The 11,737-nt window shown below is 57.2% G+C and carries 10 protein-coding genes; 6 read left to right on the top strand and 4 right to left on the bottom strand.

What is annotated here, in order from left to right:
- The first annotated feature begins 224 nt into the window (after positions 1-224).
- Positions 225-2,231 carry an MCP four helix bundle domain-containing protein gene (locus tag HZB29_01165; protein ID MBI5814201.1) on the top strand — a complete coding sequence of 669 codons (2,007 nt, stop codon included), beginning with the start codon at positions 225-227 and terminating at the stop codon, positions 2,229-2,231.
- Positions 2,232-2,293: 62 nt separating this feature from the next.
- Here HZB29_01165 and HZB29_01160 read toward each other — a convergent pair whose 3' ends face one another.
- Positions 2,294-3,247 carry an aspartyl protease family protein gene (locus HZB29_01160; protein ID MBI5814200.1) on the bottom strand — a complete coding sequence of 318 codons (954 nt, stop codon included), beginning with the start codon at positions 3,245-3,247 and terminating at the stop codon, positions 2,294-2,296.
- A 198-nt stretch (positions 3,248-3,445) separates the two neighbouring features.
- Between HZB29_01160 and HZB29_01155 the strand changes: the two genes are divergently transcribed.
- From HZB29_01155 to HZB29_01145, 3 genes are all read left to right on the top strand, one after another.
- Entirely contained in the window at positions 3,446-4,246 is an 801-nt protein-coding gene (locus tag HZB29_01155) for a YkgJ family cysteine cluster protein (GenBank protein ID MBI5814199.1), read from the top strand.
- 3 nt (positions 4,247-4,249) lie between these two features.
- Entirely contained in the window at positions 4,250-4,963 is a 714-nt protein-coding gene (locus HZB29_01150) for a tetratricopeptide repeat protein (GenBank protein ID MBI5814198.1), read from the top strand.
- Positions 4,964-5,036: 73 nt separating this feature from the next.
- Complete coding sequence (locus HZB29_01145; protein MBI5814197.1) at positions 5,037-5,651, top strand: class I SAM-dependent methyltransferase; 615 nt, start codon at positions 5,037-5,039, stop codon at positions 5,649-5,651.
- Between the two features lie 13 nt (positions 5,652-5,664).
- On the opposite strand, the gene HZB29_01140 is transcribed toward HZB29_01145, so the two are convergent.
- Positions 5,665-6,036: a hypothetical protein gene (locus HZB29_01140; GenBank protein ID MBI5814196.1), complete on the bottom strand. Its 372-nt coding sequence runs from the start codon at positions 6,034-6,036 to the stop codon at positions 5,665-5,667.
- 397 nt (positions 6,037-6,433) lie between these two features.
- Between HZB29_01140 and HZB29_01135 the strand changes: the two genes are divergently transcribed.
- Positions 6,434-6,637, top strand: coding sequence for a cold shock domain-containing protein (locus tag HZB29_01135; protein ID MBI5814195.1), 204 nt, complete (start codon positions 6,434-6,436; stop codon positions 6,635-6,637).
- Between the two features lie 98 nt (positions 6,638-6,735).
- Here HZB29_01135 and HZB29_01130 read toward each other — a convergent pair whose 3' ends face one another.
- A complete protein-coding gene (locus HZB29_01130; GenBank protein MBI5814194.1) occupies positions 6,736-8,805 on the bottom strand; it encodes a HEAT repeat domain-containing protein in 2,070 nt (689 codons plus the stop codon).
- A gap of 186 nt (positions 8,806-8,991) precedes the next feature.
- On the opposite strand from HZB29_01130, the gene HZB29_01125 reads away from it, so the two are divergent.
- The gene (locus HZB29_01125) at positions 8,992-9,462 is read left to right on the top strand and encodes a hypothetical protein (protein ID MBI5814193.1); all 471 of its coding nucleotides are present in this window, start codon (positions 8,992-8,994) and stop codon (positions 9,460-9,462) included.
- A gap of 26 nt (positions 9,463-9,488) precedes the next feature.
- Here HZB29_01125 and rnr read toward each other — a convergent pair whose 3' ends face one another.
- Positions 9,489-11,711, bottom strand: coding sequence for a ribonuclease R (rnr, locus tag HZB29_01120; protein ID MBI5814192.1), 2,223 nt, complete (start codon positions 11,709-11,711; stop codon positions 9,489-9,491).
- Positions 11,712-11,737: the final 26 nt, after the last annotated feature.

Here is an 11,737-nt window from a genome sequence, read left to right as displayed (position 1 = left end):
CCATTCTTCCCTTGCCAGTTTTCCCGTTACCGTTTACTCTTTTCATGTGACCTCCTTGCTTTCCGTTGTTTTCGTTCAAAAACATGGTAGCAGGTGAGGTCATACCTTCGTTTCAACTAAGTTTAGGACACTTTCCCGAAGAGGCGGCGATGCTGTCGAACATTGCTAAAGAATAATGAGGCGGGTTGGAACTTGCCTGAACCGAAAAAGGAGATGAAGACGACATGAACTTTAGCAGCATGAAACTGGGGACGAAAATAGCCAGCGGCTTCATAGCCATACTGATCATCGCGATTGCGTTGGGCGGCCTTGCCGTGTGGAACATGTTGAGCGTCCAGGGCGACGTTGACATGCTGGCCAACGAGTACGTGCCCGAGGTGGACGTGGCCAGCGACGTGGAATCCTCGGCCCTCCATACCGTCATAGACATGCGCAGTTATGGTTTCACCAGCGATGAAAAGCATCTGGAAAGCGGCCGCAAGAACATGGCAGAGCTGAAAAAGCACCTGAAGACGGCCGAACAGTTGGCGGACAAGGCAAAGCACCTGACCAAGCTGCGCGGGGCTGTGGCGGAGGTGAACAAGGCGGTGGCCGATTGGGAAGCGTCCGTGGAGGAGACGGCCAAGCTTGACCACGCCATGGACGAACTTAGAGGTGATGTCAACAGGATCGCCAAGGAGTTGATGGACAACTGCTACGCCTATCTAAATGACCAGGACAAGAAACTGAAGGATGAATTAAAGGGCAAGACCCCGCCGGACAAACTGGCCGAGCGTTACAACAAGACCGTTGTAATGAACGACGTCATTGACCTTGGCAACGGCATTCGAATCACTTTCTGGAAAGCTCTGGCCAACCGCGATTACGCCGCCTTGGAAGAGTTGACGCCAAAATTCGGCGAGATAGACAAGAAACTGGAAGAAATCAAGGCCAAGACAACCCACGAGGTGAATTTAAAGCAGATAGAGGGGATAAAAACGTCCGCCGATGAATATGCCAAGCACATGCAGGAGGCCGCAGACAACTTCAAGAAGCTTGGTGAAGTGGGCGTAAAACGGCAGGCCGTGGCGAACCTTACTACAGAAAAGGCGGCGGCAGTGGCCAAGGCGGGGATGGAAGGGACGAAAAGGGTGTCCAATGATTCAATGGCGGCCCTTTCCACCGCGTCATGGGTTATGATCATCGGCCTTGGCATAGCCCTTGTCATCGGAATTGCCCTTACAATCTTCATAACCCGCGCCATCACCGGGCCTGTGAACAAGATCATAGAGGGATTGAACGACAGTTCGGACCAGGTGGCGGCCGCGGCCGGGCAGATATCATCCTCCAGCCAGAGCCTGGCGGAAGGGGCGACCGAGCAGGCTTCATCGCTTGAGGAAACGTCGTCGGCCCTGGAGGAAGTATCTTCGATGACGCGGCAGAACGCGGACAACGCAAACCAGGCGTCGTCGCTGGCCCGCGAAAGCAGGAACGAGGCGGAGAAGGGAAGCCAGACGATGAGCGACATGATCGAGGCGATGAAGGCGATAAACAAGTCGTCCGAAGAGATCGCCAAGATCATCAAGGTGATAGAGGAAATCGCGTTCCAGACCAACCTGCTTGCGCTCAACGCCGCTGTAGAGGCCGCCAGGGCCGGCGAGCATGGCAAGGGATTCGCCGTGGTGGCCGAAGAGGTGCGAAACCTCGCCCAAAGGTCGGCCACCGCCGCGAAGGACACCGCTGCTCTGATTGAAGAAGCTGTCAAACGCGCCGCCGAGGGGAGCGATATGGCCAACAAGGCCGGCGACGCCCTCGGTGGCATTGTGGGCAGCGTGAAGAAGGTGACGGACCTTGTGGCGGAAATAGCCGCCGCGTCCAACGAGCAGGCCCAGGGGGTGGACCAGGTGAACACCGCAGTGTCCCAGATGGACAAGGTGACACAGCAGAACGCCGCCGGCGCCGAGGAGACCGCAGCCGCGTCCGAAGAGCTCAACGCCCAGGCGGCGAAGCTAAAGGACATGGTCGGCAATCTTGTGGCGCTGGTGGAAGGCGCCGCCTCGGTCCGAAGCCGCATGTCTTCCGGCGGCGCTCCGGCCCGCAAGGTCAAGCCCAAAGCGGCCTTAAAGGCCCCTGCCCATCACTCCCCGGCCCCCCGTCACGCTTCCGCGGCTCCCGCCCACGCGCTAGAGCCCAAGGCCAAGGGGAAAGCGGACGACCTGATTCCGCTGGACGATGATTTCAAGGATTTCTGACATTACAATCCGCTGACAAAAGGCGCGGGCTTTCGGGTCCGCGCTTTTTTTATTTGCGCGTTTTAATATCTTCTCCAGGCCATGGGCACGGAATGACGGGCGGCGTAATTGTCCAGCTTGGAAAAAAGCTTGTCAGCCTCGGAGTACTGCTTTTCGGCGAAGGATTTCCACCTTTTGATGGTCGCCATGGTGGTCCCGGTGAAGGTGGACTCCACCTCCTGCTTCTTCAGATAATTGAGGAAGCCCTCCCATCCCTTCCTGGTCCTGGCGAAATCCTTGAAAGTCAGCCTCCACCATGTTTCGTCATGGCCGCCGGGCCTGCCGGTTGTTTCAGGAAGTTCCTCAAGAATCAGTTTCTGGCCGGCGGTGTCTATCGTAAATGAGAAGTTGGCCATGAAGTCCATCCCCAAAAGCCCTTCAAAATTGCCGGAAATTGATTGGGTGATTGTTGTGGGGACGAAATGGTCCACCGCGTCCCCTATCCTCACAGTGTCCATGATGGTGATGATCGCCGGAGCCGAGCCCCCGATGCCGCCGGTTAACGCAAAAAGCTTCCCTTCATCATTGTCAAATATGCCAAGCTTTTCCGCCAGGCGCGGCGAAATGACCAACCCAGGCGCGCCGGTGTCCAGTATCATTGGAGCGGTGACGGATTCGTTGAATCGGACATTTATGATTATCCTCCTGGCGCTCCCTTCAAAGGCTTCATATGGGACTTCATATCGTTTCGGTTTAGGTTTTGCGGCCGGTATTGCGGGCTCTGCCTGGGGCTGCTCGGCCGCTTGTCCGGATTTGCTTCCGGGCTCATCGGTCTTGCCGGCCTTTTTTTCCTTGAATTCGCCTGTCTTGACGTTTTTCCTGTATTGGGGAGGTATTCCCGCGGGAGAGTCCGCGAAATGGACGTTCCCCTGCTCATCGGCCCATTGGTAAAAACTGTCCGCCAGCGCGGCTCCGGCCATGATGGCCGCGAAAACGGACAACGCAACCAGCAACTTTGCGGACACGGTATTGTTCACCTGGGCGCCACCATTATGACAATTTTGTTAAATGATACCCCCTAATCTGGAATAGCGATAGGGGATGCATCGAGATTGATACGCTGGTTTTACGTGACAACTAAACTTTCCATAGTTCGCCAAAAAGGTTACTATTTGAAAAGCGGCGGCGCTGAAGGTTGGCGCAGCCGTTTTTTCATTTATGGAGACAATTGCCAAATGACGGGAGATGGCGGAAGCGGAGAACACGGTGGCGGTTTAAGCCAGGCGATCCACGAGGCTGTCGAAAAACTTCCCAAAATAGGGTGGGGGGAATCGTTCAATTTCAAATGCCACGACGCCCTTTCGTGCTGGACATCGTGCTGCCGGAATCCGGATCTTTTTCTGATGCCTTACGACGTGCTCAGGCTGAAAAACCGGCTGGGCCTGAAGTCATGGGAATTCCACGAAAAGCACACCACAGTGGCGATGGATCCGTTGCTGGGCCTGCCGGTGGTGCGGCTGAAAATGGACGGGGAGGGGGCTTGTCCGTTCGTGACGGAAAAAGGGTGCGGCGTGTACGCGGACAGGCCCACATCGTGCCGCGTATATCCCCTTGGCCAGGCCGCATCTTCCGGATCCGCCTCCGCCTCGGGGGACCGGATATTCTTTAAGGTGGAGGAGGATCACTGCCTTGGGTGGAAGGAAGGCAAAAGCCAGACCCTGGAGGAATGGGTGCTCGGCCAGGGGGCGGCGGACTATAACCTGCACAACGAAATCGTCGTGCGGTTTTCATTCCATGAAAAACTCGGCGAGCCGGGAAAACTTGATGACGGCAAGCTGGGGATGATATACATGTCGCTTTACGATGTGGACAGGTTCCGCCAGTTCGTTTTCGGCTCCACGTTTTTAAAGAGGTTCAGGCTTGATTCAGAAACAATTGAGAAAATCCGGACAAACGATGAGGACATCCTGCGTTTCGCTGTCAGATGGCTTGAGTTCTCCACCCTCGGGCTGCCGAGCATGGAGGTCAACGCCTAGGCCATGAACACACTATGGACTGCTCTTGAACTGACGGGCCGGGCGATTGCGGTTGTGCCCGGGCGCGTCCTGCCGGACGCACAGGAATTCGCCTTCAAGACCGGCTGGGAAGTCGTCATAGCCGTGATGACACGGCATGTGCCGGTCCTGATTGGAGTTGTGTCCTTTTTCATCGTACTGATGATCCCATACGTTTACGGCTATTACGTAAAGTACATAAAGAAACCGGACTTGGCGCCAGCCGTCCCCGAGGAATCAGAGCCTCACCCCTGGTTTTCAAAACCGGGAGAAGGCGCCGGGGAACTGGCCGGGGACATGGAAATGTTGAAGCCTCTGGAACAAGCAGCCGCAAACGTGGCGGGAGGGGTGAAACCTTCACCAGAGGCGGTAAACCACCTTGAAGAGCAGGCCGGAAAACTCTCCACCGCCGGGGCGAAGGCCACAGCCTTCCGCCTTTTAGGCGACATTCACAGGGGCTCCGGAGACCTGGAAAAAGCGGAAGCGTTTTACCTTGAAGGATCAAAGGTGGGAGCCAAGACGAAAAAGGAGGCGGCCTTTAGCGCGTACGGCATTTCGTTGATCCACGAATCACGCGGGGACATAGGACAGGCGTTGGATCATTCCCGGCGCGCGCTGGTGTTGTTTGACCAGTCCGGCATGAAGGAAGAAACGCTTAAAATCACGGAACGGATCAAAAGCCTCAAATCAAGGGACTGAAATAACCGATATTACCTGCCCGGCCAAGGGCCCCGCAAGGGCAGACGCTCCGCCAAGTTTTAGATAAATACCTATGAATCACGACTCTAGCCAGAAAGCTGTGAACCGCCATTTCGACGAGAGGGCCGCAAGTTACGGGGAGCAATCCGAGCGCGGCGCGTGGCGGGCGGTGAGGGAGATGGAACTGAAGGCCGTATTGGCGGAAATATCACCGCTGGCCGGCCTTGGCGTGCTGGAGGTTGGATGCGGCCACGGGTGGTATGCCTCCCGTATCGCCCCGATGGGCCCATCGCTGTATGCCGTAACGGACATGCTATTCTCCATGACCGCCGCGGTGGCAGCGCAAGGGGTGAAAAAGGCCGTGGCGGACCTGGCCCATCTGCCTGTCAAGCCGGTGTTCGACAGGGTGCTGTGCGCCGGGGCGCTGGAATTCGTCCCCGATCCCGCGCCATTTTTCCGCGAAGCCTCTCTTGCGATAAAGCCGGGGGGGAGGATAGTCCTGCTGGCCCCTTCCACTTGCCTGGCGGGGAAGGCCTACCGGTGGTGGCACCGCAGGCATGGATTTTCAGTGAACCTTTTCGGGCTGGACTATATCAAGCGGATGGCCCAGGCCAATGGGCTGGAAGTCAGGAGCGCCAGAAGAGGCGGGCTTTTCAATCTTGCCGTGAGCTTGGAAAAGAAACAGTAAGCCGGTTCCGTCTTCAGCGTACAGATCCCGCCGCCCCGCCGGTGGTGCCGCCAGTTCCATTCGCTCCCTTGATATCCTTGGCCGATCCCGCCGCCCCGCCGGTGGTGCCACCCGTGGCGCCGCTTGTCCCCCCGCTGCTCCCTTTCAGTTCTCCGGCGGCGGAGGAACACGCCCCCTTGTAATCACCATGCGCCAGATGGGCCGCAAGTTCGGCCGGATGGACGCCTATTGTCCGCTGGCCTGGGCCGGGATTATGGCAGATCGCGGTGAGATCACTTTCCCTGGTTGCCTGCGCCGGCGCCACACCGGCCATCATTGCGGCAATAAAAGCCATTGCGCAGATGAATATAATCCCTGAGCGCAAAACCATGTCCAGTTTGGTCATATACGCTTCCTGAAATCTTCACGTAGCGCTATTATAAGCCAATTGGATGATGCCCAGGCCACAGTCTGGGCCCGATGGAACCTTGTCTCTGCGAACGCGTCGCGGCAAAAAAATATACTTGACATTGCATTTAAATTGCTTTCAAATGTCTGCACTTGGAAAAGTGGGGTAATGGCTCTTTCACCGTGGCGAGTCCTTTCGGCCGGCGGTCACGGGGGCGGTTTTCAGGCTGGCTATTATCAATACAACCTGCGGCTTGAGGCATTTTGGCTTGAGCCCGGGGTCTTTGCATTTTAATTGATCAAGCGTGGGGAGGCCTGCACTCATTGGGGACGGCCTATAGGCTTGAGATGTTGTGATCGTCATGGTGTTTTTTAGTAATGAGGGGGGCTTTAAGATGCTTAGCGGCAAGGTCAAATGGTTCAATAATGCAAAGGGATACGGATTTATCAAGGGGGACGACAGGGAGGAGGACGTTTTTGTGCATTACTCGGCCATTAGCGCCGAGGGGTACAAAACCCTGGAGGACGGCCAGCCTGTCCAGTTCGAGGTGTGCGAAGGTCCCAAAGGGCTCCACGCCAAAAACGTAACCAGGATATAAGCGCTTAAAATCCGGGTTGTTATTACTGCCTCTAGCGGATTGCGCCAAAATGAGGTGAATACGGTTCAGGGGTATGTGCGCCTTCTGGGGTGGCGGGATTATTCGCCTTCAATAAGCAATTGATAAAGCTTGTGGAGGCCTGTTATCCCGCGAAGCTCGAAAAATCCCAGCGGCCTTGCCTGGAAATCTCCTTTGTGGCTCAGTTCCATCAGGGCCGGCTCGGTGAGCAATATCCTGTTCTCCGCGGGGAAATTGTTGATCTGGTCGAGGTTCTGCCCCGGCATGATGATGACCGAATCCTGTTTTATTCCGTCCGCCCTGAACGTCATGTTCACAGCCACGCCGATCCTGTCCAGATTGTTGTCCACCCGGCATTCGCCGAAATTAATGGAGAACCGCAGCGACATCCTGCGTCTGCCTTCGGATCCCGCGTTCCTTTCCCGGACGCGGGCGAGGGTCTTTACAGCCGTGTTGACGGCCGATAACGCCGACTCGAAAGTCATCAGATATCCGTCGCCGGTGCTTTTGTAAAACCGCACCCCCTCGTCCCTGGCGATGGGGATAATGGTCTCAAAAAGGTCGTCCCCCATTTTCAATATGAAATTGTCGCCGAATGTGGCGGCTGTGCCGGTGGACTGGCAGATGTCCACCACCATTATCGCCTCCGTGAGCAGGTCACCGGGGGACACTTCCATGAAAGTGATAAGAGGCGCCTGTTTGCCGCCGTTGGCAGGCCCGGCTTCGCGCATTACGTCTTCCTTCAGCCACGTCCTGCCGGTCCTTTCCCGCAACGCCTTGAGCGCCCGGCCGGCGATTTCCGCGTCCTTGTCCAAAGCCGCGGTCTTGACAAGCTTGTCGGATTCTGGCCCGTCAAGCGACAGGACCGCCTCTAACGCCTCGAACCGTATCTGCCGCTGATCATCCTTTAGCAACACCCCCAACGGTTTGAGCCCTTCCGGTGATCCGATGCTTTTAAGGGCCCTTGGGATCGCCCATTTCACTTCGCTGTCCCCGGTCATTTTTGCGATTTCCGGTATGGCGTCCGGCGAGCCGATGAGCCCAAGGGCGGTGATAGCCTTCTCGCGCACCCACCAGTCCTTGTCCGCCAGGAGCTGGACCAGTGCGGCGTAAACTGAAGGGTCTTTCACCCTGCAATAAAACTCCACCGCGGACCGCCGCACATATTCATCCTCGTCGTGCAGCAGCCCGGATATCATCTGGCTTATTTTGCCCCCTCCCAGGGCGCTGAGGGCGTCCGTGGCGATTTCGCGCACCCACCAGTCGCCGTCCTTTAGGGCGCGTATAAGCGCGGCGGCGGTCGAGGGATCTTTCAGTCCGTCAAGAATGTCCACGGCGGAGCGGCGTATGTTCACGTCCTCATCTTTTAACAGGTCGAGCAGATGTGGCACCAGGGTCGAATCGGCTATCCTGGAGATCGCTTCGGTGGCCAGCTGTCTTATGGTAAGGTCCATGTTTTTAACCGTGGGCAGGAGGAACACCGCGTCCTCCTTCCCTCCGGCGGATCCTATCGCCTCGATGATCATCTTGATGATGCCGCTGTCTTTCTCGTCCGCCAGTTTCACCTTTAATAGCGGTATGGACTGCTTGTCCTTGAGCTTGCAGATTGCCTCCACAGTCTTGCGCCTGATCCACTGGTCCCGGTCGTCCAGAAGCGGCGACAGCATTTCAACGGCTCTCTCGGGCTTTATCGCCACAAGCGCGTCCATGGCGGTCTTTTTCACTTCCTTGTTTTCGTGCCTTAGAAGAGGCGATATTCTCGCCACCGCGGACATCCCCCCCAAAGACACCACAAGTTCCCCGGCCGCCTTGCGCAAAGTGTTGTCATCGTCGGCCATTTTTTCGATGAGCGCGGAGACGGCCGCGGCGCCCCCCCGTTTTGTGATCGTGTCGGCGTACAGTTCCCGCACGTTTTCCTTGTGGTCGGAAAGCCCCTGTATGAACACCGGCAGATATTCCTTGCGGAATATTTTCATGAATATCTCTTCGGCGTCCGTATAGAGGATATGGTTATAGCGAAGCTCGTCGGCGGTCATGCCCACGGCCATGTCGCCCAAGGCCGCAAGCTTTTCGAGCATGGCTTTTCTTTCGCTTCCCCCGGACTTGGGGAATTTTGCGAGTATGCCGCTTATTTTCAGTTTTTCAAACATAATCCCGTTGGCATGGCCCCAGAATGCAGGGCCGATGTTTTGAGGCTATATGGCCGTTGGACGGAAAGCCTTTAATTTCAGCCCCAAAGTTAATCTCATTGAACCGTAATAATATGCGGGTGTCAAGCGGTGTGGCCGCCCGCCCCAAGCGTGGTAAAATTCAAGTGGGGATGCTTTGGTGGTCCCATGAAAAAAACATCGAAGACTACGGCTATAAATGGCGGTTTCTTTTGGACTCGCCCGGGAGCGGGTTTAGGGCGCGTTGCGGTAATAGCGGCCATTTTCGCCGCTTTGGCCGGGTGTGGAGGCGAGTTCGTTCTCGGTTACGGCGCGCCGTGCGGATATTGGAATGACGGTTTCGGATGCCCTTATTATTCCTGCGCGACGATGGAATTCACCCACTACGCTCCCGCCTGTGAATATTGGGACATCTCCATGGACGCTGGCGGCGGAACGTGCGGATCCAGAATATATTATCCCGCGTCCACAATGGCCTTTGGCTCATGCGGCGGAGCGGCGGTCAATGTCAATACCCTCGACCTTGGCGGCTGGCCAGCTTATGATACGGCCACCCTTTGCCTGTGCGGGTCGGATGGATGCGTGATAGTGAACAACGCGCCGCTGGGTTTTTGCGGCGTGATATCCGTCACCTTCTAGGCCATTGTTGGCGCGTGCCGCGCTTGTCAGCGTTTTTTTCTTTTCAGGCCGGACCTGGCGCCACTCCGCTTTTCGCTTGTCCGGCGTTTCGGCTTGACCGCTCTCTTGGGTTCGCCGCGTCCGCGCCCGGCGCGCTCTTCCCCCTTTTTCACCAGTGAAAAGTCGATCTGCCGCCGCTCGACTGAAACGTTTTCCACCCGTATCCGCACCATGTCACCCAGCCGGAACCTTTTGCGCGTCCTTTCCCCTATGAGGGCGTGCCCCTTTTCGTCGAATTTGTAGTAGTCGTCCGCGATGGAAGTGATGCGCACAAGCCCCTCCACGTGGGTGGCCACCGCCTCCACGAAAAATCCGAAGGCTATGACACCGGAGATCACCCCGTCGTACTCCTCCCCGATCCTCTCCTTCATGTACTGGCACTGCCGGAGTTTTACCGCCTGGCGTTCCGCTTCGTCGGCGTTGCGCTCCGCGGCGGATGTGCTATCCGCCATTTTCGGCAGGAAGGCGGTCCATTGCTCCTCCCGCCGCTGCTTTCGCATAAGGTCGCGCAGCAGGCGGTGGACGATCAGGTCCGGATATCTGCGGATGGGGCTTGTGAAATGGGTGTAATGTTCGAATGCCAGGCCGAAATGGCCGATGTTGTCGGTGGAATAGCGCGCCTGTTTCATGGAGCGAAGCATCACATGGGTGATAAGCTTTTCCTCGGGCCGCCCCTCCATTTTCTCCAGGATGCCCTGTAGCTTCCTTGACGTGATCTTGTCCCCGGGCCGGATGCCAAATCCGAACGCCTGTATGAATTCGCGGAACGCCTCCAGCTTCACCGGATCCGGCTCGTCATGCACGCGGAACACGGCGGGGTAACGGCTTTTTATGAAGTGGCCCGCCACGGTCCTGTTCGCGGCCAGCATGAATTCCTCGATGAGCCTGTGGGCCACGTTGCGCTCGGCCACCACGATGCTTTCCGGCCTTCCGGTCACGTCCAGGATGATCTGCGGCTCCGGCAGGTCGAAGTCCAGCGCGCCGTTCATCGCTCTTTTGCGCCGAAGTATTCCGGCAAGCTCGGCCATGAGCCTGAAATTTTTCACAAGCCCGTGGTACCGTTCAGTCACCGCCGCGTCCCTGTTCTCAATAATGGCAGCCACGGCTGTATATGTCATGCGCTCCACGGACCGGATCACCGATTCGGCCACATGGTAGTCCACAAGGTCGCCCCCCGGATTGAATGTCATTATGCAGCTTAGGGTGAGCCTGTCCACCTTGGGATTGAGCGAACAAAGGTCGTTGGACAGTTCGAACGGAAGCATGGGGATTACCGAGCCGGGGAAATACACCGATGTGCCGCGCTTGTACGCTTCCTTGTCCAGCGCCGAACCCTCTTTGACGTAATGCGAAACGTCGGCAATGTGAACTCCCAGTTTGTAGTCGCCGTTTTCCAGCCGTTCCACCTCCACCGCGTCGTCAAAGTCCTTGGCCGTCTCTCCGTCTATGGTGACAATGGGTCTTGCCCGAAGGTCAAGCCGGCCGGTCAGGTCTTTGGCTGTTGGGGGATGCTGCGATTTGGCCTCGTGGGCGGCGGCATGGGGGAAATCGGACCTCAGCTTGTACCTGGCCACGATTATCTGTATTTCCACCGCAGGATCGTCCGCGTCCCCGAGCACTTTTGTGATCTCCCCCATCGAAGGGCGGGTCTTGGACGGATATTCAACGATCTTGGCCACCACCGCCTGCCCCTGCCGGGCTCCGCCGGTGGCGTCTGGCGGAATGAAGATATCGCGTGATATGCGCCGCTCGAAGGGGACCACGTATCCCGCGTTGCGGGACCTTTCAAATGTTCCCACCACGGTCTCGTGAGCCCGATCGAGCACCCGGATCACCCTTCCTTCGCGCCGTCCGTCCGGGCGCACGCTTTCCACCCGGGCCACCACCTTGTCCCCATGCATCGCCTCGTCAAAGGCGCGGTGGCTTAAGAAAAGGTCGGACTGTGAAGGGTCGTCGGGAATCACAAACCCGAATCCCTCCGGATGTCCCTGCACCATGCCGGTGACAAGGTTCATTTTTTCCGGAAGGCCATAACGCCCCCCCTTTATGCGCACCACCTCGCCGGACTCTGAAATGGTCCGTATCCGGCGCCTGTACAGGCTTCTCTGGGCGCTGGGGATTTTAAGTCCGCCCAGGATTTCCCTCATGGACAGCGGTGATACGAGGATGGCCTTGAGCGCCGCGAGCAGGTCCTCGTCCGATTTGAACATAGGTGATCCCTTTACTTTAATCGCAC

The sequence above is a fragment of the Nitrospinota bacterium genome (assembly GCA_016235255.1).
Taxonomy (GTDB): domain Bacteria; phylum Nitrospinota_A; class UBA7883; order UBA7883; family JACRLM01; genus JACRLM01.
Note: the sequence above shows the minus strand (reverse complement) of the source record. Positions and strands in the feature narration are given on the sequence as shown.

Coding starts and splice junctions, on each gene's coding strand:
- HZB29_01165 (MBI5814201.1), top strand. CDS start 225: ATGAACTTTAGCAGCATGAAACTGGGGACGAAAATAGCCAGCGGCTTC.
- HZB29_01155 (MBI5814199.1), top strand. CDS start 3,446: ATGACGGGAGATGGCGGAAGCGGAGAACACGGTGGCGGTTTAAGCCAG.
- HZB29_01150 (MBI5814198.1), top strand. CDS start 4,250: ATGAACACACTATGGACTGCTCTTGAACTGACGGGCCGGGCGATTGCG.
- HZB29_01145 (MBI5814197.1), top strand. CDS start 5,037: ATGAATCACGACTCTAGCCAGAAAGCTGTGAACCGCCATTTCGACGAG.
- HZB29_01140 (MBI5814196.1), bottom strand. CDS start 6,036: ATGACCAAACTGGACATGGTTTTGCGCTCAGGGATTATATTCATCTGC.
- HZB29_01135 (MBI5814195.1), top strand. CDS start 6,434: ATGCTTAGCGGCAAGGTCAAATGGTTCAATAATGCAAAGGGATACGGA.
- HZB29_01130 (MBI5814194.1), bottom strand. CDS start 8,805: ATGTTTGAAAAACTGAAAATAAGCGGCATACTCGCAAAATTCCCCAAG.
- HZB29_01125 (MBI5814193.1), top strand. CDS start 8,992: ATGAAAAAAACATCGAAGACTACGGCTATAAATGGCGGTTTCTTTTGG.
- rnr (MBI5814192.1), bottom strand. CDS start 11,711: ATGTTCAAATCGGACGAGGACCTGCTCGCGGCGCTCAAGGCCATCCTC.